Genomic DNA, 25,987 nt, shown 5'->3' on the forward strand with positions numbered 1-25,987 from the left:
TGTTCTTTGGGACACGCCGCAGACGCATTCGGCAGCTGCGAGCCCAGAGTGCAAATTGATGCGGTCGGCCCAAATACGTGCGAAGCGTGCGTCGCTGCCGTTGGTCCTACAATGGACGGCCCATTCCGGACGTTGACCGCCACTAGAAGTGCTGCAACGCAGAGTTCTTCACAATCATATTTGATCCTATTGCATGTTCTTTCTGCTCACTCAGACGCGACGGGCTGTTAACGGACCATGGACACATCTCTTTTCCTTTGTGCGTCTCGGACCAGCGCCGCAAGCCGATAGAAGCCGTGTGCCATTTTTGTGTAGGGCGTAAGGAGGAAAAACGTAAGGACCGATCCGAGATGGATGGCCAGCAGTGCGGGCATCAGAGGCGTTGAACCGAGGGCATAGAGAACCAGCCCGCTGAGCCCCACAAACCCGAGCAACAGGATGAAGCCGATATCCCCACCCCAGGCCGACGGATCGCCGAGGTCTCGGTCTGACTTTTGCTTGAGCAGCGCCATGGCACCGCAACCCAACGTCAGCAAAACACCCCCTGAAATCCCGAACAGTTTGGGCAAAGACCAGAACCCGTAGGGTGCGTGCAGTCCAAAGCCGTAATGCATAACCGTCGCCACCGAGGTCGACGCAAAGCACAGCAGGAAGCCATACATGATGGCGTGGTGGATGTGGCGTCGTGCCTGACTGAACCGGTCTTCGTCCTCGAAGTTGCAGCCTTCGCCATGGCCTGCCGCCAAATCCTGCATCTTGCCCGCACGTTTGAGCGCAACCGTTAGATCAGACATCTGGATCGGTTTGCCGTTCACCTCGGCCCAATAGCGCCTCAGGCTGAAGGCGATACTGAACAGAGGCAGCAGGAATGCAGGCGCAAAGATCGCGACCATCGCGTTGTGGGACAGGACGGCATAAAACCCTTCGCCTCCACTGGAACCGATGGCGCGGGTCGCCCAGAACAACAGGGCAAATCCGACCACCAACGCCAGGGCGATGGCCCCGCCATGGGTGTGGAACCGGCGCGCCAGCGGCTGCGGCCAGGTGAATCTCTCCCAACTGTCCCGCCGCACCTCGGCCAGCGCCTTGGGCAGGTTCAGGTCAAACGCGTGCGGGGCGGTGTACTGACAGGCGTAGTAACAGCCTCGGCAGTTGTGGCACAGGTTGGCCAGTTGCGTGATGTCCCCATCCGAGAACGCACGCTCTGCGTGCAGCGACGGGAAGACCGAACAATAGCCCTCGCAATAGCGGCAGGCGTTGCAGATCTCGGCCTGACGGCGGGCTTCCTGAATAAGATCAGTTTGCATAAGCGGCGGCCTCTCGTCCTGCGATGCGTCCAAAAACAGTTCCGATGGTCATGCCAAAGCCCGCCAGATAGCCTTGCCCAAGGATCGACCCGGCCATGGTCTCGCCAGCGGCCCAAAGGTTTTTGATCTTGCCGCTTGGGGTCGAGCACTGGGCCGTCTCGTCGACCTTCAACCCAAGATAGGTAAAGGTCACGCCGGTCCGCAGCGAATAGCCATAAAACGGCGGTTCGGTAATTGGGCGCGCCCAGTTGGTCTTGGGCGGGATCAGGCCCGAGGTCGTCACCCCGTCCAGTTCAGTCGGATGAAACCCACTGATGTCACCACAGGCGGCGTTGAATGCGCTAACGGTTGCTTTCAGTTTCTCTGCGGGCAGGTCCATCATCCCGGCCAATTCGTCCAACCTGTCCGCCTTTAGCGGAGGGAACACGGACGGCATGAACAGGTTCAGCGACTTGGCGTCGATGATGGCATATCCCACCTGATCCGGCTGCGCCGCCACCAAACGGCCCCAGATCGCGTAGCGCTTGGGCCAGACGTCTTCGCCCTCGTCATAAAATCGTTCTGCATCCTTATTCACGACGATGGAAAACGGCACGCAGTCCAGACGGGTGACGATGCCGCCGTCAAACTTCGGCGCACGCCCGTCGATAGCCACGGCGTGGCATTGGGTCGGGTCACCGACGCTTTCTACTCCTTGGTCCAACAGATCAGACAGGACCACGCCTCGGTTGTACGGCGTTCCTCGGATCAGGAAGTTCTTTGCAGGTTCACCCCACGCGCGGGTGAGCCAATCGGTGTCGGCCTGAAAGCCGCCGGATGCGACGATTACTGCCTTCGGTGTGATCCGTTGAGACTGGCCTTCATAGGTGTAATCGACCCACTCGATCTGGTCGCTGTTCAGTTCCAGATGCGTGACCGCAGCTTCATAGAGCACATCTACACCCAAACCTGCCGCCGTGCGGTAATAGGCATTCACCAGAGATTTGCCGCCCCCCATGAAAAACGCGTTGGTCCGTGCCAATGACAATGTGCCGGAAAGCGACGGCTGAAACCGGACCCCGTGCTCTTCCATCCACGGCAGGCATTCTTCCGACGTTCGGATCGCGAGGCGGGCCAGATGTTCATCGGTTTTGCCGCCGGTGACTTTCAGCAGATCCGAGAGGTATTCATCTTCGCTATACGCCTCGACGAGCGGACCCAACGGGCCGGAATGCATACACCGAAAGTTGCGCGTATGGCGGGAGTTTCCGCCGCGATAAGGTTTTGGCGCCGTTTCAAGGATCAAAACGCGCGCGCCGGCCTCAGCTGCAGTCATCGCAGCGCAGAGAGCCGCATTGCCGCCACCGATCACAGCGATATCGTAAGCTTCCTTTGGGGTGGCCATATCCTGTCTACCTAGTGATTTTCGTCGATTGAGCGGTCGCGGTCCTGCAACGCTCGGATGCGCATCCGTTGTGCCGCATGAATATGTGCGCGCATCTCTGTCTCGGCCGCTGCGCCATCGCGGGCCTTCAAAGCCGCCATAATGTGCCGATGCTCCGCCACTGCGGCCTCGGCGCGGTCGCTATCCAGCAATTGCGAGGGCCCCAGGATCAACAGCGCCTTTTGCAGAGACAACATGGATTTTGTCAGAAACCGGTTCTTGGCCGCATCCAGCAACGTCGCATGGAAAATCCGGTTGATCCGCGCTGCCTCGGGGCCGGTGCCTGCCTCTGCCAGCCGGTCGTTCAGCACGTCCAATTCGTCCAATTCGACATCCGAGGCCGCCCGAGCCGCTAACCGGGCCGCAGTGCCCTCCAAAACGGCGCGCATTTCATACAGCTCCATCACCTCGGCATAGTCCAGACTGCGCACTGTCGCGCCCTGCCGCGGAACATGCGTGACCAGCCCATCCGTCTCCAATTGCCGGATCGCTTCGCGCACGGGGGTGCGACTAACGCCCAGCCTTTCAGAAAGCTCAATCTCGCGCAGGCGCTCGCCGGGCAGAAGGCTACCATCGCGAATCTCATCCAGCAGGCGCTGATAGGCGGAGTTGCCTTGCGGGCCAGGCTGTAACGGGTCGTCTTGGATGGTCATCGAGTGCTCACTTGTCTTCTTGCGTCCACTTGTATACATTTGGATACATATTGAGTCAACCGCATCGGAATCTGCGCATTGCCTGACCAGAAAAACGAACCCTCAGCTTTAAGAAAGCGCGCCCTGACGTTCGGGCTTGCGATGCTGGGCACCGGAGTTTTCTGGCTGCTGGATCTGCCCCTGCCATTCTTATTCGGCCCGATGAGCGCTTGTCTGATCGCCGCCCTGGCTCATGCGCCGATGGAAGGGTTCGGGCAGGTCTCGGTGGCGGCCCGAACCATCCTTGGCGTGGCAGTCGGGGCGTCGATCACCCCGGCTCTGTTTGTTGAATTGCCGAAGATGGCTGCGTCAATAACGCTGGTCCCGTTCTTTATCCTGCTGATCGCCCTGGTCGGAGTACCGTTCTTCCGCAAGGTCTGGGGCTTTGACACGACAACCGCCTTTTACGCCGCCATGCCTGGCGGGTTGCAGGACATGATCATCTTCGGCACCGAGGCTGGGGCGAACCCGCGTACCCTCTCTCTGATCCATGGCACGCGCGTGCTGATCATCGTGACGCTGGCCCCCTTGTTTCTCACTGTGTTCTATGGCGCCGAACTCACCAACCCAATCGGAGAGCCTGCGCGCGACCTGCCAGTGCATGAGTTGGCCCTGATGGTTCTGTCGGCCTTCGTTGGTTGGAAAGGCGGAGAGCGCATTGGTCTGTTCGGAGCGTCCATTCTCGGTCCGATGATCCTGACGGCGGCCCTGTCGCTGGGCGATTTTATCCATACCCGCCCCCCGCGCGAGGCTATTCTGGCTGCGCAGTTCTTTATCGGCTGCGCGATTGGCGTGAAGTTTGTGGGCGTCACCTGGGTGGAACTGCGCAAAGTCGTGGCGGCGGGTTGCGCCTATGTGGTTGTTCTGGCTGTGCTGGCCGCGGCCTTCACCGCCGTTGTGACCACTTTGGGTTTCGGCCAACCGGTCGAGGCGTTTCTGGCCTTTGCCCCCGGCGGGCAAGCTGAGATGACGGTTCTGGCCATTGTCTCGGGTGCGGATCTGGGCTTTGTGATCACCCATCATCTAACAAGGATCGTGTTGGTGATCATCGGCGCGCCCATCGCGGCAAATCTTATTCTGCGTTGGTCCAAACCTCGGGGTTGATCGTGTGGATCGGAGCGCCTTCGGCATATGCGTTCACCTGATCGAAAATATCCGCGAATTGCAGGTCGAACTCGTCCTCTGTTACGAAGCCAATATGCGGTGTTGCGATCAGGTTAGGATGCGACAACAAAGGATCGGTCGGATCGGTCAGTGGCTCGGAATCGAACACATCAATCGCCGCTTTGCCGGGGCGACCGACGTTCAGCGCCTCAAGCAAAGCACCAGGTGCGATCAGCCCGGCTCGCGAGGTGTTCACAAACAGCGCCTCCGGCTGCATCTGTGCGAAATCCGATGCGGTAATGATCCCGCGCGTATCCGGTTTCAAGCGCACATGGACCGAGACAACATCGCTGCTGCCAAAGAACGCTTCACGGCTGGGCGCGACCTGCGCGCCATCGGCCTGCGCACGCGCCCGGCCTTCTACGGATGACCACCAGACCACATTCATCCCAAAGGCCTCGGCATAACTTGCAATGGCGCGAGCAATGCGGCCATAGCCATAGAGCCCCAACTGACGCCCCCGCAGCGTCTTGCCCACGCCCGCCTGCCAGTGCCCTGCTTTGACCGAGGCCATTTGTGCGGGCAAATCCCGCATCCCGACCATGATTAACGCCCAAGTAAGTTCAGCTGCAGCATAAGACGGCGTTCCACCATGCATGTTCGAACACAACAACACGCGGTGATCTGTACAGGCTTCGACATCGACATGAGGATAAACGCTGCGCTGGCTGATCAGTTTCAGGTTCGGTAACTTCCCCAGCAAGGAGCGAGTGACTTTGGTACGTTCGCGAAACAGCACCAGCACCTCTGCTTCCTGCAATCTCTCGGCCAGAGTGTCAGTGTCTTCGACATGATCCGTCCATACCGTCACCTCATGACCCGTGAGTCTCTCAAAGCAAGGCAGGCCACGAAGCGTGTCAAACCAGTCATCCAGAATGTGTACGTTCATCGGCTTTCGATACCCTTCCCGGTGGTCAGCTTTCTTGGGGTTGGCACAAAATGCGGCGCGTCTAGCGCGGCCAGCGCGCTTCGGACGCGTTCGATTTGGTCCAGCAGATGGTTGAACTGCTCATCGCACCCGGCGATCGGCGTCGGGTACTCTGCCATGTCCCGCCGCAGGGCCGCTTGTGCCAGCTTGAGTTCCTGACGCGCGATATCGAGGCATTCCAAGTAGTCGTCCATCGTGACCTCCGCTATTGTATACTATAGTATACTTAACATGGATTGCCCGATCAACTCTCCTTCCACACCGATTTCGGCACATAGACATGCCCGTCCGCCAGCTTGCGCGCGGTTCGCACCAAGCCCGCCGCTTTCACCGTGAATCCTTCATCGGTTGAAAAATCCACCAACACGTCAATCTTGCCTGAGGCGTGCTCCAGCACGACTTCAGCCGGGCTTGCCGTGTGGCGATCCAGCAGACCGTCCGCAACGGTCCCGGGCGTCAAAGCGCAAGACGCCATGCATTGCGCCCCGGTGACGGCCATGGTCGGGTGCGTTTTCCAGGGCATGAAATACCGCACTGCAAGCGTTCCGCCGTCTCTGGCAGGCGCGACAAGGCCGAATTTGGGTGTCACTGACTTCGACACGTCTCCCATACCCATCCGTTCCCCGGCTTCGATCCGCACCGCCTCCATCTGGTCAAAAAAGGCCCGGTTGCCGTCCAGCTCCTCGGCGCTTTCGTAGCCGGTCAAACCGAAGTCGGCGGCACGGGCAATGGCCATCGGCATGGCGACATCCATGCAAGTCAGTTCAATACCTTGAACGGTATCGCGCAGTTTGCCCGTGGGCATAAAAGCTCCGGTTGCCGAGCCCACCACGCCCATGAAACTCAGCTGCACCGGCGCGGAATGACCGGGAACGCCTGCAATTTCCGCATCGCCCTCATAGGTCAATTCGCCCCCGGGTGTATTCACCTTTGCCACGACACGAGCCCCAGTGTTGACGGCCCGAATGCGAATTTCGGTTTCATCGCCCTGCGGTTTGAACAGGCCCATCTCGATAGCCGCAGGGGCAACCCCGGACAGGATGTTGCCGCAAGTCGGTTTGAAATCGACCAGCTTGTCCTCGACCGAGACCTGCGCAAAGAAATAGTCGATATCGGCCCAGTCATCCTCGCCGACCGACAGCATCGCGACCTTTGTGGTCACCGCCGCGCCGCCGCCGATGCCGTCGATGTTCAGCGACTGCCCGGACCCAAGAGCGGCGATCAGCACCTTGGCCAGCGCGTCCAGATCCTCAGGCAAATCCGAGCGGCGGAAATACGGGCCTTTCGACGTGCCGCCACGCATCAAGATATAAGGGATTGCGGTTTGAGTCATTTTGAACCCCTCACTTCAACGGCCAGGGCAGGCTGACCATGTCCTGCAACAGACCTGGCGGGAAATCGCGGTTCAGAGCGCCCGCCATCAGGCACATGAACCCGATGCCGCAGGCGGTCAGGATCAGAGTCATCTGCCAGCTGGACCCGGCGTGGATACGGAGAAAGGCGATCAGGAACCCTATCAGGGCGAGGATGAAGCCCACCACCCACGTGGCCGCGATCAAACTGGCGAACCACGCCAGAGTGGACCACAGACCGTGGGGTGCGCTGGCGTCTTCACCGGCGATTTCCTTGTCGGCAAAGATCACGTCGCCTTCGGGACGTCGCATCATCTGGATTAGAAGGATCACGCAACAGAATAGCGAGACGCTGCCGATAACCAGCGGGATGATCTTGTCGGTCATATTGTAGTCGGGGATCATGTTGGCGTTGACCAAAGCGACGATCAGATAGGCCATGATCACCAGCAGAAAGATAAGCGGCGCGCGTTTGGTACCGGCCTGAACATCACCCTCGGCCATGATCATCTTGGCCTGCCGGATACCCAGAATGACCGAAACAACCGTGACCACGATCAGCACGATGACGATTGGGCTGAAGACGTACTCCATGCCTTCGCCAAAGCTTTTTCGGAAGCGGAAAGAGGCGATCTGAAACGCCTGGTTGGTGAACTTTTCAACCGGGTTCGACAAAACGAACCCGATCAGAAAGGCCGGACGCGACCAGTCGAAACGACGCAGGAAGATGCCGATCAGGCCGATGACGAACAGGGCCAGCAGGTCTTCGGAGTTTTGGCCGGACTGGAAAGCCGCAAAGCTGATCAGCATGAACAGAAACGGCGCCAGATAGGTGAAGCGGATTGTCGTCAGCTTGGCGATCCCACCCGAGGCAGCAATACACAGGATAGTCCCCACCACGTTGGCGAGAGCCAGCAACCAGACAATTGAATAGGTGATGTCGAGATTATCCTTGAGCATGCTAGGACCGACCTCGATATCGCCGGATCCCAACAGTGCAACAGCGCCGATAAAGATCGCCATGGAACCCGAGCCGGGGATACCAAACAGCAGCGTTGGGACGAGCCCCCCGCCCTCCTTGGCGTTGTTCGAGCTTTCCGGCCCGATGACGCCACGCACTTCGCCTTTGCCGAAGTTGCTTTTGTCTTTGGTCGATTGAACCGAATGGCCATAAGCGATCCAGTCAACAACCGAGCCACCAAGGCCGGGAATAACACCGACAACCACGCCAATGATCGAACAGCGGACCGACAACCAGATGTTCGCAGCCCAGTCTTTGACGCCATCAAGCCATCCAGCCCCTAGCGAAGCGCCCTTGGCAATGGATCGGTCTTGTCGCAACAGCGAGACGATTTCGGGCACCGCAAAGATACCCAAGCCAACGATGACCAACTTCAGACCATCGGTCAGGTAAGGAATGTCATAAGTCGCCATACGCAGCGAACCGCCTGCGTCCGCCTCGCCAATGGTGCCGACCATCAGGCCCAGCCCAGCGGCGGCGACACCCTTAAGCGGGATACGTCCGGCTAGAATGGCGACCATCGACAAGCCAAGAATGGTGATCATCAGCATCTCGGGCAGACCGAATGCCAGAACGATGGGCCGCGCGACCAAGATGAACATGGTCAGAAAAGTTGCGCCGACCAAACCGCCAAACAGCGATGAAGCAAAGGCCGCTGACAATGCCCGCGCGGCCTCGCCCTTTTTCGCCATCGGGAAGCCGTCCAGCACCGTAGCCTGCGAGGCAGAGCTACCGGGGATGCCCATAAGAACTGATGCGAAGGTGTCAGAGGTCGGAACAACGGCAACCATTCCGATCATCAACGCCAATCCAAGGATCGGGTCCATGCCGAACATGAAAGGCAGCAATAGGGACAGACCAGCAATACCGCCAAGCCCCGGGAAAACACCTACGGCCAGTCCCATAACGACACCAAGAACAAGGTACCCCAGAACGATAGGTTGCAGGATCAGACCCCACGCGTCACTGAGCGCAGGAACAGCTGTGGCGAAAACCTCCATAGCGGCCGCCTTTCATAAATTGTCTTGTGTTTGGAAAAGCGCGCGCCCGACATTGGGGCACGCGCGGTGGTGTTTGGGCTTAGTTCAGCTCGACACCATAGGCTTCTTTGAGCCAGTTCAGAACGTAGGCTTTGGCGTTGTCGTCCACGTTTGTCGCGGTTTGCAGTGCCGCTTTAGAGCCGTCACCTGAGAACACTGGGTATTTGCCCACGCGCTTCGAGGAGATATCGGCAAAGTCGCCGCGCTCGGTCACAGCCTGGAACGCAGCTGTGTATGCGTCGACCACTTCCTGAGGTGTATCACCCGGCAGGAAGGCCAGCTTCTGAACCGGGAACCCGGCTACAAAGAACGCTTTCCACGCATCCCATGCCTCACCGGTGGTTTCACAGCCATCGGTGGCTTCGCACACTTCTTTGAAAGTCGGGATATCCGGGAAGGTCGGGTCGCGAACGATGTTGCCGTCTGCATCCAGAGCACCCCAGGTCATCATCGGAACAGCCTGACCGGATTCAACCAACGGGGCCGACCCGCCCAGATAGCCCGAGGATGTCTGGTAGTCGATATTAGCCTCACCGCGTTCGAACATCAGGCGGCCATCACCGCGGCCCTTGATACCAAAGACAGGCTCAACATTCATGCCCAGCATCTGCCAGGCCAGCAGCGGCACAAGGTCTAAACGGGTCGCGCCCTGCGAGCCGTAGATGAAATTGGTGTCTTTCAGCGCATTGGCAGAACCATCAAACTTGGCCCCATCTTCGGCGTTCAGATAGGCGACACCGCCGGTGCCCGACGCCATAACCGGAATCCAATCGTTGTATTCATAGCGCACACGCGGGTCGCTCAGCAGATACGGGAACTGTGTTGAACCCGACGTGCCAAACAGCAGCGTGCCGTCATCATGATTCTGCTCCTGAAACCAGTTCGCACCTTTGGTCGAACCTGCGCCCGGCATGAATTTGACCACCACAGTCGGTTGGCCCGGCAGTGCCTCGGACAGAAGCGGCGCAAAGAAGTTGGCCCATTTGGCCGACCCGCCCGTTTCCGAGAAAGGAATGACCCATTCGATGGTCTTGCCCGAGAAATCGACTTCTGCAGCGGCAGGTGCGGCGAGTCCGGCGGCGGCGATCAGCCCCACGACGGCGCGGCGGGTGAAGTTGGAAATGGCCATTGGTTCCTCCCTGTTGACCAGACAACCACGTCGGCGCCCTCCGCGCTACCGTGATCGCATATAGAACTGTGGGGTTGATTCCCCCTCCCATCTGGCAATCATGGAGCGTCAACCTTGCGCGAAACTTGCAGGAGCCCGAATGCGGATCGTCATCGTCGAGGATAACGAGACCCTCGCCAACGCCATTGCCTATCGCCTGCGGGATCGGGGCCATGCCGCTGATGTGCTGACAGATGGCGATGCCGCCGATCTATATCTGGAACAAGAAGGCGCGGATCTGATCGTTCTGGACATCAACCTGCCGGGTCGGTCAGGGCTTGAGATTTTGCGGTCGCTGCGCCATCGGGGTGATAGCGCGCCTGTCATCCTGCTGACCGCGCGCACCGAGACCAGCGATCGCGTTTCAGGTCTGGATATGGGCGCCGACGATTACCTGGTGAAGCCCTTCGAGATGGATGAGCTTGAGGCTCGCATCCGCGCGCTTTCCCGTCGCAAACAACTGGATTATGGAGCGCGCGAGACCATCGGAGATCTTGAGTTCGACCGCACCGCCCGGCAGGTGAGCGCAAAGGGCCAAGTTCTCGATGTGCCGCGTCGGGAAATGGCTGTGCTTGAATGCCTGCTGGAACGGCGGGGCAGGATCGTCCCCAAAAGTCAGTTGACCGATTACGTCTACGGCGTGGGCGCCGATGTCGACGATTCAGCCGTCGAGCCGCATGTGTCACGACTGCGCAAACGCCTTCAAAACCTTGGTGTTGGGATCAAAACAGCCCGTGGCCTTGGGTATCTGCTTGAGGTGCAGAAGTGATCAGACACGGTTCGCTCAGGCTGAGACTGTTCATTCTGATCCTGACGCCTTTGGTGTTGCTCGCAATCCTGCTTGGATATTGGCGCTACACGGTTGCCAAGCAGACGGCGCAAGAGCTTTTTGATGACAGCCTGTTGTCCGCCGGTCTCGCGATTTCCCGAGACGTGGCGGTTTCGGAAGGCGATGCCTTGTCACCCACCACGCGCGGCTTAATTCGCGATGCATCGGGCGGAGAGATTTTCTATCATGTGACCGGACCCGGCGGCATCTATGTGACCGGCTACGCATATCCTCCAGCCTCGGTAACTCCATCGGGGAAGGATGTTTACCAACCACAGTTTTTTGAGGCTGTTTACCGTGACGAACCCGTGCGCGTTCTGAAAATGACTGAGCGGGTCACCCTAGGTAATCTGGTGGGCGATGCGACAGTCACTGCATGGCAACGCATTGCGGACCGCAACGCCTTTGCCAATGAATTATCGATCCGCGCAGCGATCCTGATGGGGATACTGCTGGCCACCCTAGCCTTTGTCGTCTGGTTCGGCGTCGCGCGCGGCCTGCGGCCTTTGCTGGATATACAGGACGCCATTGACCTGCGCTCACCCGACGACCTCAGCAAGATCAAACGCCCGGTCCCGGTCGAAGTCCACGGCATTGTCCGAACACTGAACCGGCTGTTTGGGCAGGTTGAACACAGCATCAACGCCCATCAAGTGTTTATCTCGGAAGCCGCGCATCAACTGCGAAATCCGGCAGCCGCGGTTCAGTCCATGGCCGAGGCACTGCGCGATGCAAAAACGGATGAGGACAGGGACAAACGCATTGCTGAACTTGTCTCAGCGGCAAAGAACTCGGCCACGGTGGCAGAGCAGTTATTGTCACTGGAACGACTGCGGCAACCTACGCATCATGATCAGATGGAGAAGATCGATTTCCGCTTGGTCGTCGAAGAAGCTTGCGCAGAGATGGGCGTACGCATCCTTGCAAAAGGGATCGATTTTGAGGTCACGATGCCGGATTCGACAATTATGGTCTCAGGGGATCAGGTCTTTTTGACCGAGGCCATCAAAAACCTGCTGGACAACGCAGTTAAACACGGTGGTGCTGAGTTGAGCCGAATTTCAGTCGCGCTGTGCTGTGACGGCGAGCACGTTAATCTAACTGTAGCCGACGACGGAACAGGTCTTTCGCCCGAACAAAGCGAAGCCGCGTTCAGCCGGTTTTCGCAGCTGGAATACTCCGACGGCAGCGGTTTGGGGCTGTCAATTGTCTCAGCTGTGGCGGAGCGCCATAGAGGAACGGTCGCGATCAACAAAGTCGAAAAAGGAGCGAGCATTACGCTTGAGCTTCCTTTAGTTCTGTAAATCGGACCGAATTCCCCAAGGGCCCCGAAACCCTTCACGATTAAAGCGCATTCTTTGTCATAGCAGCGATTGATCCTGCACGCCGAGGACGTCTGCACTGAGCCCAAAGCAACCTGTGCTGCAACTCGCGCAAAGGCCAGCTAAGCACTGATAGGTGACGTCATTTGCTGCGCCAACTGAGTTGGTGCGCAAGGTCATTATGCGCGCACCAAGCCCAACCGGATCAGATCACAGTTCCACAACGACTTTTCCGACCGCATATCCATTCGTTAGGTGCGCGTAAGCGGCGCCGACGTCGGACCACCCAAACTTATGTTCGTCAACAATCGGTTTGAGCGCGCCGTCATCCGCCAGATCAGCCAGTATCCTCAGAATGTCGCCATGTGTTTGCCGCCCGACATCGTGCATCATTGGGATCAGCATGAAGACGACGTGCAGGGACAAGCCTTTGAAATGAGCAGGCGTCAAGTCAATCTCGACCATCGCGACCGTTGAGGCGACATGGCCATTCAGCTTGGCGGCTGCGAACGAGTTTGTCATGTTCGGCCCGCCCACGCTGTCAAATACCACATCGAAACCCACGCCGTCGGTGTGTTCGGCCACGTAATCTTCGACTCTTTGGGTGGTGAAATCCACGGGACGCGCCCCAAGACCCTTGATCAGGGCCATCTGATCCGCACCCCGGCCCGTCGCAGAGACGGTTGCCCCAAGATGGCGGGCGATTTGAACCGCGACATGGCCAACACCACCGGCGCCGCCCTGAACAAGAACGGTCTGTCCGCCGCCAACACCTGAGCGGGTCAGCCCTTCGTAGGCGGTGATGCCGACCAGAGGTAGCGCAGCGGCCTCCCGCATACTCAGCGATTTGGGCTTATGTGCAATAAGGCGGGCATCCGCGTTGATGTACTCTGCCAGAGAGCCCGGTAGATCCATCAAACCACCGGCGCAGCCATACACCTCATCACCTATGACAAAGCCTGTCACACCGTCGCCAACCGCAACAACGGTGCCGGCAAAATCCATGCCAAGGACAGCGGGCAATGTGGGGGACAGGGGCAGGTCCGCGCCCATGTTTCGGATCATCGTGTCGACGGTATTGACACTGGTGGCGGCCACTTTGACCAGCACATGTCCGGGTGAGGCGACCGGGTCGGGCATCTTAGTGGGCTCAAATGCCGCGCCGGGTCCGTAGGTATTCAGAACCATTGCTTTCATTGGGATATTCCTTTTTGGATGTGACGCCCGGCGCGCGCCGAAACAACGCACGCCGGATAAGATCATTGGGTTGGGGGTTGGTCAGTTGATGTCCTGCACCTGCATCACGAGATCGCCCCAGTTGCGCTGGTTTTTGATGTCGTGTTCCAGACCCTGTTCATCGGCGAGTGTGAAACGTTTGACGGCCGGGGTCTTGCTGGTCGCCTGATACAGCCAATAGGCTTCGGCCTTCAGCGCCTCATCAATCGGTTTGTCGATGGATTCATAGACCATCTGCTTGCAGGCATTGATCGACTCCGCAGGGAATTTCGCGATCCGCTCGGCCAAAGCTGTCACATAGGGGCCAATTTCATCCGGCTCCAAGGCTTTGTTGATGGTGCCCAGACGCTCTGCATCATCGGCGTCATAGTCCTGCGCGCTCAGGATGATCTCAAGCGCTTTGCCAAGACCGGTCTGACGCGCCATGCGCGAGGCCCCGCCGCCGCAGGGCAGGATGCCCATTCCGACCTCCATCTGCATGAACTTGAACTTGCCTCGCGCCGCAAAGCGCATGTCAAGCGCCAGCGCCAATTCGTGCCCGCCGCCGCGCGCGAACCCTTCAAGCTTGGCGATGGTGGCTTGCGGCACCTTGCTGATCCGTTCACATACCGATTGCAGGTCCAAAAGCTGTGCATCTTCGCGGGATACCGCCTCGGTCGACATGTCCTTGAGCAGCTCGGTGTCGTAATGGCAGACCCAGATTTCCGGATTGGCGGATTGAAAGATCACGACCTTGGTGTCGCGGTCCCGCTCCAACCGCATAGCCAGACTGTTAAGGTCGGCCAGCATTTCCTGGCCTTGCACGTTCACGGGGCCAAAGTCGAATGTGACCGTGGCGATGCCATTTTCAACGGTGACGTCGAAGGTTTGAAAGCTCTCGTATTTCATCAGGCAGTCCTTTCTCGGGCCTCGACGCGGCATGCGTGAGGGTTTGTGTAGTGTTAAGAGTGGAAGTGCACGGCGTTTTCGCGCCGTGGGTGTTCAGCCCGTCTGGCTGATCAAGTCTTTGATGGTGTTCATGACGTCGGCAGAGTGGTTTTCGTCAAGCGCTGCGGCATGGGGATCAGCGAAAGCCCCACTGTCATTGTCGAAATAGGCTCCTGACATGTCAGCGAACCGCGCGCCCAAAGCCGCATCAATCAAGATATCAGCGCCGATGTTCATATCGTTCCCGGCGAGGCCAAAGCCTTCTTTCACCATTTTCGAGGCCAAAAGTGATCCGGGATTTACCGCAACCATAACCGGAGCGTCTGTCAACGTTTTCGGCCATTCCCGTGTCCAGATGGTAATCGCAAGCTTGCTTTGAGCATAGGCTTCCATATCTGCCAAAGAAACATTGCCGCGCAGAGCATTGATGTTTACCGGGGCTTGCGCTGCCGATGACAGATTCACGACGCGCCCGTCGGCGGGAATGATCGGCAGCAGCAATTCGGTCAGTAGAAATGGCGCAAGCGTGTTCACGACAAAGCGGATGTCCTGCCCGTTCGCAAGTACAGCTTGCGGGGCTTTCAGCACACCTGCGTTGTTGATCAGGACATCCAGCTTGTCATGTTTAGCCCTTACATTTTCAGCGAGGTTTCGAACCGCAGAAAGATCTCTGAGATCAGCAACATAGGTTTCGGCATTTCCACCGACTGCGGCAGTTGTGCTTTCCAGTTTGGACATACTGCGGCCATGCAAAAGCACGTTGTGCCCTTCGGCGATCAGCTTCTTGGCCGTAAGCAAGCCAATACCGTCAGTTGAACCCGTTATGAGAATGGTCTTGGTCATCGGTTTGATCCTTTACGAAAAGTCAGGCAGCACAGTGTCTGCCAAGTGTTCAAGAGTTGCGGCGATAGGCGCTTGGTTGGACCTGAGGTTGAGCGCGACGTGGTTGATCCCAAGCGCTTCAATCTCACGCAGGTAGCTGCGCAGAAAATCGGTGCCGGACTGAAACCCAAGATGGATCGGTCGCGGTGGTTTGGCAGGGTCGGCAACAACATCGATATAGAGCGATTGCATCACAGGCTTGTCCGGTTGTCCCGCTGCCTTCACACGGCGCCGGTAGTCCGCGATGACCTGCCCCTGGGCCACCGCATTGCGCGGATAAGTCATCCAGCCGTCGCCGTTCCGTGCCACCCAATCGGGCGTTTGCTGGCTGCCACCGGTAATAATCATAGGTAGTCGTGTGCCATGCGGCTTTGGCAATAGGTCAATTCCGCCCGACAAAGTGCCCTGAGCGGTTTGATGTGTGGGATAATCCGCCCCGACCGCCCGGATGTATTCAGTGCTGTCGCGGAAACGTTGCCCTCGGTCATCGTAACTTTGGTTCATCGCCGGGTACTCTTCGGGGCGGTCACCGGACGCAACGCCCAACAGCAACCGCCCGCCCGAGAGGACATCAGCCGTCGCCGCCGCCTTGGCTACATGCGCGGGGTGACGCAATGGCAGGATCACACTCGATGTTCCAAGTGCAATCTGATCTGTCACCGTTGCCAGCGCCCCCAGATAGACAAAGGGATCGAAAATCTGGCCCGGATCACCAAAGCTTGGGACATTGAAGGGCACGTCACGCAACCAAAGGGCTGCAAACCCAAGTTCCTCGGCTTTCTGAGCGGCTGCCAGATGCCCCCGCAACGTCGGCTCAGCGCCAACGGAATAGGCTTCGAGAGGCAACACAAGGCCAACGCTCAGCCGCCCGGGACGGAACACCCGGTTGTAGGCGAAGTTGATTTGGGCAAATTCTTCAGGCTGCGTTTCATCCAACATCACTGGGCTCCTTTAATAGCGCACCAAAGTACGGCTCTCGATGCTTTTGCGAATGGTCGTGACACTTGGGTCCTCGACCATGTCCAGCGCGCTATGCGCAATCGACGGCAAGCCGCGATTGTCAAAAATATTGAAGATCGCGACCTCGTCCCGCTTCATCTTGGATTGATAAATCCATTGATGCTGGGGGTTTCCCACCAGCCCCATGATTTGCCCTTTGCGGTTGGGATATATCAAGTCAAGCAGAAGCCAATCGGCCGGATCAACGGATGACGGGCGGACAAACCCAAGGGGTGCTGAATTGATCGGATGCTCCAGCGGACGCCACACATTGACAAAGGCATAGTGACCCTGCGCCCATTCAGCTGCCGTCTGGGCGCCCAATAGATCGACAAGCCTCTGCTCAGCTCCGTCCTTGCTGTAGTCACTATGAACGTTGCGCGCAGGTTTGCGCGTCGCATCAGGGTCATCTGTCCGAACCGTGTGATCGAAAACCACAACCTCGCGCGCGCGCAGCCTGTCCGATAGCATCGCTGTCAGCTCAGCATCGTAAGTCGGTTTCCAGGCGTCGCCGGCAAAATCCCAAACCTGCGTTTCCAGCGTCGCGAATTCAACGGCATCAGAGGCAAACGTAACAGAGGTGGTCGTCGCTCGCATATCGGTCAACGTCACAAAGGTTGGGGCCAATTCAGGAGAAATCAGGTTTCCCGCAATCCCACCTGCATCCAGCTCAAAAGCTTGCCGATACGGCTTGTGAACATGGTAGTTGACTGTGGCTTTTCGTGTCACTTGCGCCTCCTGCTTTTGCGGTGCTGCATCCATGAGAGGTATTTAACGCCAAGCTATTTGCATATAAACTTGCCATTCTTGGATTAATAATTCGGTTTTTGAAGATAATGGGGCTTGATACAGACGCGCTCCGCCTGTTCGTAAGGGCAGCGGAAATGTTGAACATCAGCGCCGCAGGGCGCGGATTGGGCATGGCCCCGGCTGTCTCTAGCGCAAAGCTTGCCAAGCTGGAACAAAGCCTGGGGTCTGAGCTATTGCATCGCACGACGCGCAAAGTGTCACTTTCCGTCGAAGGCGCCGATTTCCTGCCTTTCGCCCGCGAGATCATCGCACAGGAAGAGGCGGCATTTGCTGCATTGGGTAAGCAAACGACGACGATCAAGGGGACATTACGTTTTGCGGCGCCAAGCAGTTTTGCACAGCTCTACATCGCGCCAATTCTGCCAAGGTTCCTTGAACGGCACCCAGATCTCACGCTCGATCTGCGCCTTTCGGATGTACAGTTCGACTTGATCGAAGGAAGCTATGATCTAGCACTCAGGAACGCGCCACTTGTCGACACCAGCCTGAAGGGCCGCAAACTGGCCGATGACCAGCGTATTCTTTGTGCTGCGCCACACTACCTCGGTACGCACGGCGTTCCCGATACACCAGCCGATTTGACAAACCACCGTCTGATCGCATTCCAAAACCTCCAACCGCGGTCACTGATAGGACCGGCAGGCGAGAACGCCATTTTCGATCCCGCGTCAGCCAAAGGCCAACTGGTCATCGATGACGGTCAAAGCCAGGTCCGCGCCACCCTAGCCGGAGCCGGTATTTCCCTGAACGCTCGATGGAGCGTGCATGATCAACTGAAGTCAGGCCGTTTGATACGAGTTCTTCCAAACTTTGAGGCCAGTGAAGACAATGTCTTGTGGTTAATCTATCCCAAGTCCAACGTGCTGTCCCCCAAAGTGCGGGCGTTCATGGACTTTCTGGTTGCAGAGATTGGCGCAAAGCCTGCTTGGGAAACATGAGCGCAATAGGATAATGCGCGCTCTCAGAAATCGTGACGCCAAGGTCGGGGAAAGGCGCTAAGCGGACATGCCTTGTCCAATTGCAAAAGTCTGTTTTCGTCCGCCAAGCGGATCTCAAGATGCGCCCAACACAATATCTGGGTGCTGGTCGCTTAGAACAACCAAAGCTTGAAAGTGAGTATTTTAACGAACCGCGAACGTCGTTGAACGGGTGTTATGTAAACCGCCTTTAGGTTGTATTCTCACCACCTAAATCTTCATCACTCGAGTGTCCCAGATCATAAATACCCTGCTTCTTCATACGGCGTATAAACGCTAGGTAGTTAATTACCTGATCGATTTCATCCATTTCTCCTGTGGCATAAGCGACGGCAATCATCTTGAACTGAGCCTCAGGATCGTCCGCATTTTTTTCGTCACGTCGAGCCGGACTATTTGCAGCCCCCAAAGAAGCAGTAGTTGTTTCGTCTTCGCTCCACATCTCATCGAGATAGGCCTTTAGATTAAGCTCGGGATTATTCGCGCCTAGCTTGCCTACGGCCTCCCATATTGGTTGAAGCCGTTCAATAAGATTTCTTTGACCGCTGGTCATGTTTCTTCACCTCGCAGTTTAGCAATTCAACGTAGTTGGCCCAATCGAGAGACCGCCACTAATACTGATGAGCATGTGCGGCGAAGCATCAACTTTGCTCCGCCACCTGCTTTTCCTAGTTCAAGCAGTCGTTGAGGCACTCAGTTTGGATTGACGTTCTACCCTCCCCATCGTCAGTTTCCGAGCCACATCGCGTGTCTCTTTCGGGTAAGCGCGAACAAACCCAGCGTCACAGGGGATTGTCTCAACTTCTCTTCGATCCAATGCCGGACCTAGATGGATCGCGGCGATCTCAAACTGCTCTGCCATTTGGCCCAGCGTTACGTAGGATTTTTCAAATATCTGAATGCTCTCTTCAGTGATGTAGAAACGATAGTGCTGCGTGTCCGGGTTTCGCACTTTTATCTGCTTCAGGTATCCACCATCCCGCAATAACCGGATTGACCCGACGCTAATTCTCAAGCGGGCCGCCGTATCCAGAAGCGACAGATCGCCGGAAAACACGCGCTCCGATTTCTCCAGGATCTCAGCGCAGTCGATAAGAATTCCAGCCAACCCCTCCACGTCCGGATCTCTCCAAACGCCGGTCAGTCGGTCCGCTGCCCAATCGGCGACAACGCGAGCCAGGGCCACCCCGCTCTGTCGGCTGTACTCCGAGAGGGGCACCCTATGACGTGCCCGAGAGGCAATGCGCAGACCTGCAAGTCGGGTCAGCAAGTCCTGTACCGAAGATGTTGGCACGTATCGTAGAGACGTTCCAAAACGATAGGCTTCCAGAACATTCTGTCGGATCAGCGCCTTCACCTGGACCGGATGGATATTGAGCTGGACCGCGGTGGATTTGATATTCTGCAACCCGGACCAGAAGTCGAGCACGGCAGCCAGATCCTCATGGCTGACATCTTTCATGTATGACAGGTCGCGCGCATTTTTGCCACGAAGATGGGCGAGAATACCTCGCACCCGAACCTCGCCGACCCCATGTAGCTCCCGCGCGCGTTCAAGCGTGATGAGTTTGGGCGCAGAGATTTCCGTACCCAGAACTTTCGCGCCGGTCTGCAGCGGATAGTTTTCACGCACAAAATCCTGCACGCAAGCCCTGAGGACTGCTGTCGCCGGGTCCTCTTCAGTTTCCTTAAGCCAGGTGTAGAATTCGCCCATATCTGTCGTGAAATAAGACCGCCTGGAGGAAGACCGGCGCCTGGCACGCTCCAACTCAGATTTCAGGGTTTCCGGTCCATTCTTCAAAAACTCGAAACCAGCCGACATGGCGGTACGCTCCTGGTCGAAGTCCAAATCCGAACGACTAACGCCGCGATCCATGGCAAGTGTCATGCCTAATGTAAGAGCGGCTTGATGAAGATGTGTCAGGTCCAAAGAGTCCAACCAGTCACCACAAACCCCATTCTTGATACGGCGGCTCAGGTAAGTTTCAAACGAGGATCGCCCGCGCGTTTTCGCGACCTGAGCGGCCTCCAAGATCAGATCCCTATGACGCGCCACTTGTTCAATCACGTCATAGGTGAGATGTGCATGCGATGCATTGGGAAGCTGGAGTAACGGAACGGCGTGTTTGGCACAGGTCCTAATCGGCAGCACCAACCACTCGAGAAGTTGAAACGCGCTCTCGGGACCAGAAGCCTCCATAGCCTCCACAATACATCTCGGACAAATGCGGATGGTTGCACGCCGTAGCGTACCATTGGTAGCCGATGACAGCCCGACGAGATACCGGCAGGGACCAATCAACCTGGCCGCTCCTTGTTCCAGTGTGTTAAGCGGCACTCTAGTTAGCAGTGACAACGTCGCCAACTGGTCCAAATGTGCCGAGCAGATATGAGGCCATCGCATTCCAAGATCCGAGCAGAAATCACGTGGCGTGCTGGTGTACAGCCGGGCCAAACGAGCAACATAACTTGACGGGGTCTCCCTTTCTGTGAAGGGGAGAATTGGATTCAGCAGGGGTATCATGCATCTTCTCCATCTTTAGGCTTGTCTCCGTCGTCCAGGAGCTTTCTTGGATTGATGCGCCCGTAGTCCTCGGCGATGAAGACATTCATCCAGGCCTCTGCTCCATTCCTTTCGCTGTAGATCTCAGCAAAATGCCGAATGCCCAGTTTTGCGTCGAACCCATCTGTAAACAGCGCATGTGAAACCGCGAGGACAACAATCTCGGCCAAAAGCCCAAACTGATAGTCCGCCGCGTGAATCAACCGCATGGCAAAGGCTTCGTTCTTAACCGAGGTCGCCACATCTATCTGCGCCCGATCAGCGTATTTTTGAACGATCTTGATGACGGGACCGACATCGCGCAGTGAATGCAATCGACCGATTTCCACCGGGTCAACCCGCCGTGCCAACTGAGCATCCTGGTTTACAATATCTTTGAGACCCGGCATCCCAGACAGCAGCAGACTCACAGGCCAGACAGAGTTTTCCATCATCGACTTAAGTGTGTTCACGACGGACTGACGCTCTTTCTCGGTTTGGTATCGAGCCAAATCCTGCGCTTCGTCAAAGCCAAGAAAAAGCGTATGGCGACGTTTGAGTTGTTCCTTGACCTGATCCCAAATAGCCGGTCCTTGTTTGTTGCCGGCATAGGGATATCCCAGCGCCCGTAGCGTAGCTGCACCAACGAACTTCATCGTAGCCGGGCTTGGCACCTGAAGTCCGATATACTCACAGATTTCCTCACCTGGGTCTGTGGCCATCAAACGCCTATATTTGTGAACGAGATGTCTTACCGCTGTGGTCTTGCCACTGCCCGACTGTCCCACCAGCATAATGCTCCTGGCTTTGAAGACGACACCGTCGGCATCGTCAGCACGCCGCTGCTCAAGGAGACTGCCAAAGCGCGCGTCTAGCTTGTTGAATTCCGGACGCGGGATGTGGAGAGTTCTCAAGCTTTGCACGGTTTTACGGATGTCTTTGTCAGACCGGAAGTTTTGAGGGTCCTTACTCATCACCCTTCTCCTCGCCTCGATCTGCGTCTCTGGCCATGCCGTGATCGCCGTCTTCATCCTCCAGTTCATCGCTGAAGAACCACTCGTCTTCATTCACCTCCGGCAGCACAGGTTCCTCCTCGGGCAGCGGACCGGGAAGGTAGGGAATTTCATCTGACAGGAAACCGCTTTCCGGATCAGGGATTGCCGCCTTTTTGTCAGAGGCAATTTCCGGATCAGAGCCTAAAGACAGACCCCAAAACGTCTCTTTCTGCGCACGTCTGATCTGATCGCTGGTAAGCTTGATCGGGCCAAGCTGCCGCGCTGCGCATTGTTCAGCGTCGATCTCCTTGATCCTGCGAATAGCGCGGTCCACCACACTCTGAGTCAAACTGGCGGCAGCGCGATTGTTTTGACGCAGTTCAAATATTGACCGCTCCCAAGAGGCGAAGGATACCCCTTCGAGCCCCTCAAGCTTTGCACCCAGCGTTGACCACCCACTGTCTTTACCGCGCTCCAACCAGACAGAAATGTGCCCCATATCTTCGGTATCGATACTGACTTCGACACTCTGCTGGCCGTATTTTTGAAAGTGTTCTGCCAGACGTTTGGAATGATAGTTCACGCCGTTCATCAAAACGCCGTGCCGACCAGTCTCACGATTGAATTTCAGCCCCAGGATATGACGAAGCTTGTGCTTGCTCATCGGAGGAGACCAGCCGAACTCAGTGACCAGCTTGTCCCACATGTTGTTGGGCGTTGCGTATTCCAAACCCCGATGCTTGCGATTGTGGTAGACATCGACGGTGAAGCGTACCAGCAACTCCAAGATACTCTCGGCAGTATGCACCGCGTATTTTTCCGACGGGTAATCCCCTCTTTGCTGCGGATTGGAGAATGTGCGCCCCGTCAAGTAAGGCATCAACAAAATCGCTATTGAGCGGAATAAGCGCTCAATAACCCCTCTCAACTTGGGAGCCCCAGCAGGTAGAACAGAGTAGTCGATCGCCAAATCGGAAAGCGCAGCCTTGAAGTCTGCGTTAACAAAGGCCGGACCGTTGTCGACAACTACATGATAAACATGCCCATGTTGCGACCAGGACGTTTCACATCCAAGCTGGGACGCGAGCATGGTCTTGCCTCGCATGGCCATCCAAACGACTGCTTTCGCATCTTCGGCACTTGGTTTGGTCGAGAGTTTGAGACCGAGTATGGAGCGGCTGGCGACGTCAATGGCAGCGCAAACCCAGTAGCGACCAAGCTCAAGATCACGCAGGCTCGGATGGGTGATATCTGCCCCTGCGCCCTGCAAGATCGACATGAGATCAATTTCCCATTCATCCATTTCGACACGAAGCAATGGTGCGTGAAGCTTGATGCCCCCGGCATGGGCGCCCAGCTTGTTCTTGGCATGCGCTACACCGCTGCGCGCGGCCAGGACTTCAAACCGATCCAACTCACTAATGCGCCGTTCAATCGTGCTCAGGGAACATTCTGGAATAAGATCTTCGCCAGCAAAGCCAAGGGCGGTGTTCTTTCGTCGCACTTCAGCATTTACGGCATCCAACACCTGCGAAGGGTAGATCTCGTTGGGATGAAGGTAGTTCTCGAGTTCCAACTGAATAATCGCTTCGGCCTGGGGATGGACACGCTTTCCGTTTTGGCCATTGAAGATCGACTTTTTGATAAAGATCGCCGGATCTCTGGTCTTTTCCCACTCACGGTATTTTTCCATGATGCTAGTGCGACCGGGCACATAAGAGAGAAAAGTGGGATCAACCCCCTCGCCCTTAATGCTTTTAAGCAGCCCATCGTGGAGCTTCTGCTGTACGCGTTCCTGCAGCTTCGGCAGAAATTCAGGCCACCGCTTTGATGATCTGTTGAACCACTCTTCGGCTTCACCCTCGCTCATCGATTCACACCAGGCTTCGCCAAGAAACGCGTTGAACTGGGTTTTGCGAGACAGCCGCGATATCACCGCACGTCCCATCCGCGCATGGCGCGCAGCTTGACGATCGGAGAAATAGCCATATTCGATTGAGAAGTGCCCATCTTCTAGCAACCTCGCGAGCTCCGCATGGGAAAACGTCAGCGGTACAGCATCCGCTTGTTTTGCCAGCAGGGTCACCGTGTCGTCTGTCACCTTTTGAACAAAGTGAAGCTCACCCTTTCCGAGCACCGCATCTTCATGGCTGATGTTGAGCTGAAACTGGATATCTTTCATGGCCTGTCCTTTCCGGGGGCAACAATTGTGTTGATGGAGATGAGTTCACGCGAATTGGCCTTCAGAAGCCTCGCGTAGATGGCTCGGAAAGCCGCCCGGAACCCGCGCGCGCCAAGGTCCAGAGGTTTTATGAGATCACTGATCGAGAGTTCGTCTGTGAGACCCGAAACAAGCTCAGCAACTAGAAGATCGGCCTCTTCGTCTGGGCAGCGCCGAAAGAAGTTCAAAAGCTCTGCGTTTTGCACTTCTTTTGGGTGGTGGTTGTGTTCAGTGATGAGGCAGACTTTGTCAGCAAATCCCTTCGGCAGATCGCGGCGGATTGCAGCGAGCGTGCTTCTGAAGTTCAGCCTTTCAACCCGTTCAGCGGGTTTGACGGCCATCGCAACCTTGGATCCGTCCCGGTACTCCGCCAGATAATCAAAGCGATGCGTGCGCTGACGCCCTGAGGCATCAATATAGCTGACGGGACGCGGCTGATCATGCAGGTTCCAAAGGTTTGGATCCGCGAGTGCGAGTAGGCAGGTTACCCGTTCATGTTGACTCGCTGAAATAAACTGCCGCCAGTACATTTCGGCAGGTGTCATAGCTAAGGTAAAACCGCGCGCAGTGAACTGTGAGCGCGCAGGAAACATCAGCCCAGCCGTGGTTGGCTCAGGGGGACGATAGAAATCGTCGTTGTCATCTTTAGACATATCTCTTGCCGTGGCTGCGAGCTCTGCCCGCGCCATTCGGCTCCTCTTCATTTGTGGAGACAAAAGGCGACCCGCCCGCTGAAACGATCAGCGCGGTTGACGGGTCGCAAATTTTGGGTCATGAATGAGGTGCAAACGGGTTCTATTCATTTGCACCAAGCCCTTTGAGAGTGCCAGCTCTCGGGGGCTTTGCTATTTCTAGAGGCTCATTTGTTGTTCTCCTTTCTTTGAAGTGGCTAGAACAGCACGAAGACAGGTGCATCGAGGACATCAACTAAGGCTTGCTCGATGCGCGAATTCAGTAGTTTGCGTAAACTGGCGAACCCACACCCAATAGACTGTTGTCTGGCCTCAGTCTGAAACATAGGATCTCGGTCCTTTCTGGTTCACAAATGGGTCCCATCGCAACGCCACAACCGTTCCAGAACTAGGGATTTACGGCGTTCCCGGGGCTTTGCTCCTCGGCCACCTCTGATTGGGCGTAGCGCTCAGGAAACAGCTCCTCAACCGACTGATTTAACACAGAAGCCAGGTACTTTTCGATTTTCTCCGAACGGCTTTTCCCAAGCGACACAGAACTGACGGCGCTGGCTCCGACACCGATCCGTTGCGCTAGGTCCGTGAGCTTCAACCCTCTGATTTCTAATTCACACTTGATCCGCGCGTGCCTTGCTCGGTCGATAGGGATATCGTTGTGTCTCATGACTTGACCTCGCCAATGGAGTCGATTTTTCAACTATCCCAAATAGATTTGATCGTGCGCGCGGCAGTCAAATCTTTTAAACGATGCCCCAAATTGCAAAAACACCTTCTTGAAAGCAAAAGCATAGAAATGGCGAATTGAAGACAAAGCCGTATGTAGTTTGCCCGCGATGTGTGAATGGTTCAGAACGACTACGATACTTTCCGAAAGATAGACCCGGCGGCAGTTACACGCTGTCATATTCGTCTGGAAAAAAATGGTGATCTCCGTGCGACGGTCTGGTTGAAAGCCAAATCAGGGCTACCTTTCCAGTTCTCGTCTAGGCATCTCGTTGCAGACTTTCACGCCGTAGAAATGCTCAAGGATTTGCGTGCACGGTACTATTGTTCTCGCAAGTCTCTCTGGAGGCTGCTTGATCAACTGGGTTTGGATCCGTGGGAGCGCGCCATCAAGGACTACAAATCTGATATACCTTTGGCGCAGGTAGCAAAACGTCATGGGTTGAAAAAAACGACACTTTCCAACGGCCTTAAGCATCGCGAAGTTCCAATTCGCATTGGAAGGCCTCCTATTCAATTCGATAGCATCGAAGTTCAAAAAGCGCTTCAAGACTGCCCTTCAGTCAAAGAACTGAGCAGAAGGTTAGGGTCTTCTTGGGACAAAGCCAAAGAGCAGTGGAAATCTTTTGAAGGATAGGCATCCATTTGATGTTTATTGCTCGAGATTTGCGTTGTGCGACAAGACTGATCGCTAGATTTGTAAGCTCACAGAACGATTGCGGATCTGCGATCATGAG

Annotated in this window: 24 protein-coding genes; 5 read left to right on the forward strand and 19 right to left on the reverse strand. The window is 56.5% G+C overall.

Annotation, left to right across the window (positions count from 1 at the left end):
- Positions 1 to 227: 227 nt before the first annotated feature.
- From tcuB to RUM8411_RS13400, 3 genes are read right to left on the reverse strand one after another with little or no spacing between them, the layout of a single operon-like run.
- Positions 228 to 1,307 (reverse strand): tricarballylate utilization 4Fe-4S protein TcuB, encoded by a 1,080-nt coding sequence (gene tcuB, locus RUM8411_RS13390; protein WP_085823218.1) that lies wholly within the window; start codon positions 1,305 to 1,307, stop codon positions 228 to 230.
- The gene (tcuA, locus tag RUM8411_RS13395) at positions 1,297 to 2,691 is read right to left on the reverse strand and encodes an FAD-dependent tricarballylate dehydrogenase TcuA (RefSeq protein WP_085823219.1); all 1,395 of its coding nucleotides are present in this window, start codon (positions 2,689 to 2,691) and stop codon (positions 1,297 to 1,299) included. The genes tcuB and tcuA overlap by 11 nt, the downstream gene beginning before the upstream one ends.
- A gap of 11 nt (positions 2,692 to 2,702) precedes the next feature.
- Positions 2,703 to 3,383, reverse strand: coding sequence for a GntR family transcriptional regulator (locus RUM8411_RS13400; protein ID WP_085823220.1), 681 nt, complete (start codon positions 3,381 to 3,383; stop codon positions 2,703 to 2,705).
- A gap of 141 nt (positions 3,384 to 3,524) precedes the next feature.
- Here RUM8411_RS13400 and RUM8411_RS13405 point away from each other — a divergent pair, with 141 nt between their 5' ends.
- Positions 3,525 to 4,526 carry an AbrB family transcriptional regulator gene (locus tag RUM8411_RS13405; RefSeq protein ID WP_085823221.1) on the forward strand — a complete coding sequence of 334 codons (1,002 nt, stop codon included), beginning with the start codon at positions 3,525 to 3,527 and terminating at the stop codon, positions 4,524 to 4,526.
- On the opposite strand, the gene RUM8411_RS13410 is transcribed toward RUM8411_RS13405, so the two are convergent.
- The 5 genes from RUM8411_RS13410 to RUM8411_RS13430 all read right to left on the reverse strand — a co-directional run bounded on the left by RUM8411_RS13410 (position 4,495) and on the right by RUM8411_RS13430 (position 10,056).
- Complete coding sequence (locus RUM8411_RS13410; protein ID WP_085823222.1) at positions 4,495 to 5,475, reverse strand: D-2-hydroxyacid dehydrogenase family protein; 981 nt, start codon at positions 5,473 to 5,475, stop codon at positions 4,495 to 4,497. The two genes, RUM8411_RS13405 and RUM8411_RS13410, sit on opposite strands and share 32 nt — an antisense overlap.
- Positions 5,472 to 5,708 carry a hypothetical protein gene (locus tag RUM8411_RS13415; RefSeq protein ID WP_085823223.1) on the reverse strand — a complete coding sequence of 79 codons (237 nt, stop codon included), beginning with the start codon at positions 5,706 to 5,708 and terminating at the stop codon, positions 5,472 to 5,474. Before RUM8411_RS13415 ends, RUM8411_RS13410 begins: the two co-directional genes overlap by 4 nt.
- Before the next feature lie 50 nt (positions 5,709 to 5,758).
- Positions 5,759 to 6,847, reverse strand: a complete 1,089-nt coding sequence (locus RUM8411_RS13420) for a 4-oxalomesaconate tautomerase (protein WP_085823224.1) — start codon at positions 6,845 to 6,847, stop codon at positions 5,759 to 5,761.
- A gap of 10 nt (positions 6,848 to 6,857) precedes the next feature.
- Entirely contained in the window at positions 6,858 to 8,888 is a 2,031-nt protein-coding gene (locus RUM8411_RS13425) for a tripartite tricarboxylate transporter permease (protein ID WP_085823225.1), read from the reverse strand.
- A 79-nt stretch (positions 8,889 to 8,967) separates the two neighbouring features.
- The gene (locus tag RUM8411_RS13430; protein ID WP_085823226.1) at positions 8,968 to 10,056 is read right to left on the reverse strand and encodes a type 2 periplasmic-binding domain-containing protein; all 1,089 of its coding nucleotides are present in this window, start codon (positions 10,054 to 10,056) and stop codon (positions 8,968 to 8,970) included.
- Positions 10,057 to 10,195: 139 nt separating this feature from the next.
- On the opposite strand from RUM8411_RS13430, the gene RUM8411_RS13435 reads away from it, so the two are divergent.
- Both RUM8411_RS13435 and RUM8411_RS13440 read left to right on the forward strand, forming a co-directional pair.
- Positions 10,196 to 10,864 (forward strand): response regulator transcription factor, encoded by a 669-nt coding sequence (locus RUM8411_RS13435; protein WP_085823227.1) that lies wholly within the window; start codon positions 10,196 to 10,198, stop codon positions 10,862 to 10,864.
- Positions 10,861 to 12,228: a sensor histidine kinase gene (locus RUM8411_RS13440; protein ID WP_234995230.1), complete on the forward strand. Its 1,368-nt coding sequence runs from the start codon at positions 10,861 to 10,863 to the stop codon at positions 12,226 to 12,228. The genes RUM8411_RS13435 and RUM8411_RS13440 overlap by 4 nt, the downstream gene beginning before the upstream one ends.
- Positions 12,229 to 12,456: 228 nt before the next feature.
- On the opposite strand, the gene RUM8411_RS13445 is transcribed toward RUM8411_RS13440, so the two are convergent.
- The 5 genes from RUM8411_RS13445 to RUM8411_RS13465 form a co-directional block, all read right to left on the reverse strand.
- Positions 12,457 to 13,443 (reverse strand): zinc-dependent alcohol dehydrogenase family protein, encoded by a 987-nt coding sequence (locus RUM8411_RS13445; RefSeq protein WP_085823228.1) that lies wholly within the window; start codon positions 13,441 to 13,443, stop codon positions 12,457 to 12,459.
- Positions 13,444 to 13,524: 81 nt separating this feature from the next.
- Positions 13,525 to 14,370 (reverse strand): enoyl-CoA hydratase/isomerase family protein, encoded by an 846-nt coding sequence (locus tag RUM8411_RS13450; protein WP_085823229.1) that lies wholly within the window; start codon positions 14,368 to 14,370, stop codon positions 13,525 to 13,527.
- A 93-nt stretch (positions 14,371 to 14,463) separates the two neighbouring features.
- Entirely contained in the window at positions 14,464 to 15,252 is a 789-nt protein-coding gene (locus RUM8411_RS13455; protein ID WP_085823230.1) for an SDR family NAD(P)-dependent oxidoreductase, read from the reverse strand.
- Between the two features lie 12 nt (positions 15,253 to 15,264).
- Positions 15,265 to 16,230 (reverse strand): LLM class oxidoreductase, encoded by a 966-nt coding sequence (locus RUM8411_RS13460; protein ID WP_085823231.1) that lies wholly within the window; start codon positions 16,228 to 16,230, stop codon positions 15,265 to 15,267.
- A 12-nt stretch (positions 16,231 to 16,242) separates the two neighbouring features.
- Positions 16,243 to 17,019: a CmcJ/NvfI family oxidoreductase gene (locus RUM8411_RS13465; RefSeq protein ID WP_085823291.1), complete on the reverse strand. Its 777-nt coding sequence runs from the start codon at positions 17,017 to 17,019 to the stop codon at positions 16,243 to 16,245.
- A gap of 107 nt (positions 17,020 to 17,126) precedes the next feature.
- Between RUM8411_RS13465 and RUM8411_RS13470 the strand changes: the two genes are divergently transcribed.
- Positions 17,127 to 18,038, forward strand: a complete 912-nt coding sequence (locus tag RUM8411_RS13470) for a LysR family transcriptional regulator (RefSeq protein ID WP_085823232.1) — start codon at positions 17,127 to 17,129, stop codon at positions 18,036 to 18,038.
- 229 nt (positions 18,039 to 18,267) lie between these two features.
- On the opposite strand, the gene RUM8411_RS13475 is transcribed toward RUM8411_RS13470, so the two are convergent.
- The 6 genes from RUM8411_RS13475 to RUM8411_RS23255 all read right to left on the reverse strand — a co-directional run bounded on the left by RUM8411_RS13475 (position 18,268) and on the right by RUM8411_RS23255 (position 25,191).
- Positions 18,268 to 18,630 (reverse strand): hypothetical protein, encoded by a 363-nt coding sequence (locus tag RUM8411_RS13475; RefSeq protein WP_085823233.1) that lies wholly within the window; start codon positions 18,628 to 18,630, stop codon positions 18,268 to 18,270.
- Positions 18,631 to 18,750: 120 nt separating this feature from the next.
- Positions 18,751 to 20,601, reverse strand: a complete 1,851-nt coding sequence (locus RUM8411_RS13480) for a TniQ family protein (RefSeq protein WP_085823234.1) — start codon at positions 20,599 to 20,601, stop codon at positions 18,751 to 18,753.
- Complete coding sequence (locus RUM8411_RS13485; protein WP_159453901.1) at positions 20,598 to 21,593, reverse strand: TniB family NTP-binding protein; 996 nt, start codon at positions 21,591 to 21,593, stop codon at positions 20,598 to 20,600. Before RUM8411_RS13485 ends, RUM8411_RS13480 begins: the two co-directional genes overlap by 4 nt.
- The gene (locus RUM8411_RS13490; RefSeq protein WP_085823236.1) at positions 21,586 to 23,796 is read right to left on the reverse strand and encodes a TnsB C-terminal domain-containing protein; all 2,211 of its coding nucleotides are present in this window, start codon (positions 23,794 to 23,796) and stop codon (positions 21,586 to 21,588) included. Before RUM8411_RS13490 ends, RUM8411_RS13485 begins: the two co-directional genes overlap by 8 nt.
- Positions 23,793 to 24,524 (reverse strand): hypothetical protein, encoded by a 732-nt coding sequence (locus tag RUM8411_RS13495; protein WP_085823237.1) that lies wholly within the window; start codon positions 24,522 to 24,524, stop codon positions 23,793 to 23,795. Before RUM8411_RS13495 ends, RUM8411_RS13490 begins: the two co-directional genes overlap by 4 nt.
- Before the next feature lie 391 nt (positions 24,525 to 24,915).
- Positions 24,916 to 25,191 carry a helix-turn-helix domain-containing protein gene (locus RUM8411_RS23255; protein WP_085823238.1) on the reverse strand — a complete coding sequence of 92 codons (276 nt, stop codon included), beginning with the start codon at positions 25,189 to 25,191 and terminating at the stop codon, positions 24,916 to 24,918.
- 177 nt (positions 25,192 to 25,368) lie between these two features.
- Between RUM8411_RS23255 and RUM8411_RS22550 the strand changes: the two genes are divergently transcribed.
- Positions 25,369 to 25,887: a hypothetical protein gene (locus RUM8411_RS22550; protein ID WP_143534905.1), complete on the forward strand. Its 519-nt coding sequence runs from the start codon at positions 25,369 to 25,371 to the stop codon at positions 25,885 to 25,887.
- Positions 25,888 to 25,987: the final 100 nt, after the last annotated feature.

The organism is Ruegeria meonggei (genome assembly GCF_900172215.1).
In the GTDB taxonomy this organism is placed as follows: domain Bacteria; phylum Pseudomonadota; class Alphaproteobacteria; order Rhodobacterales; family Rhodobacteraceae; genus Ruegeria; species Ruegeria meonggei.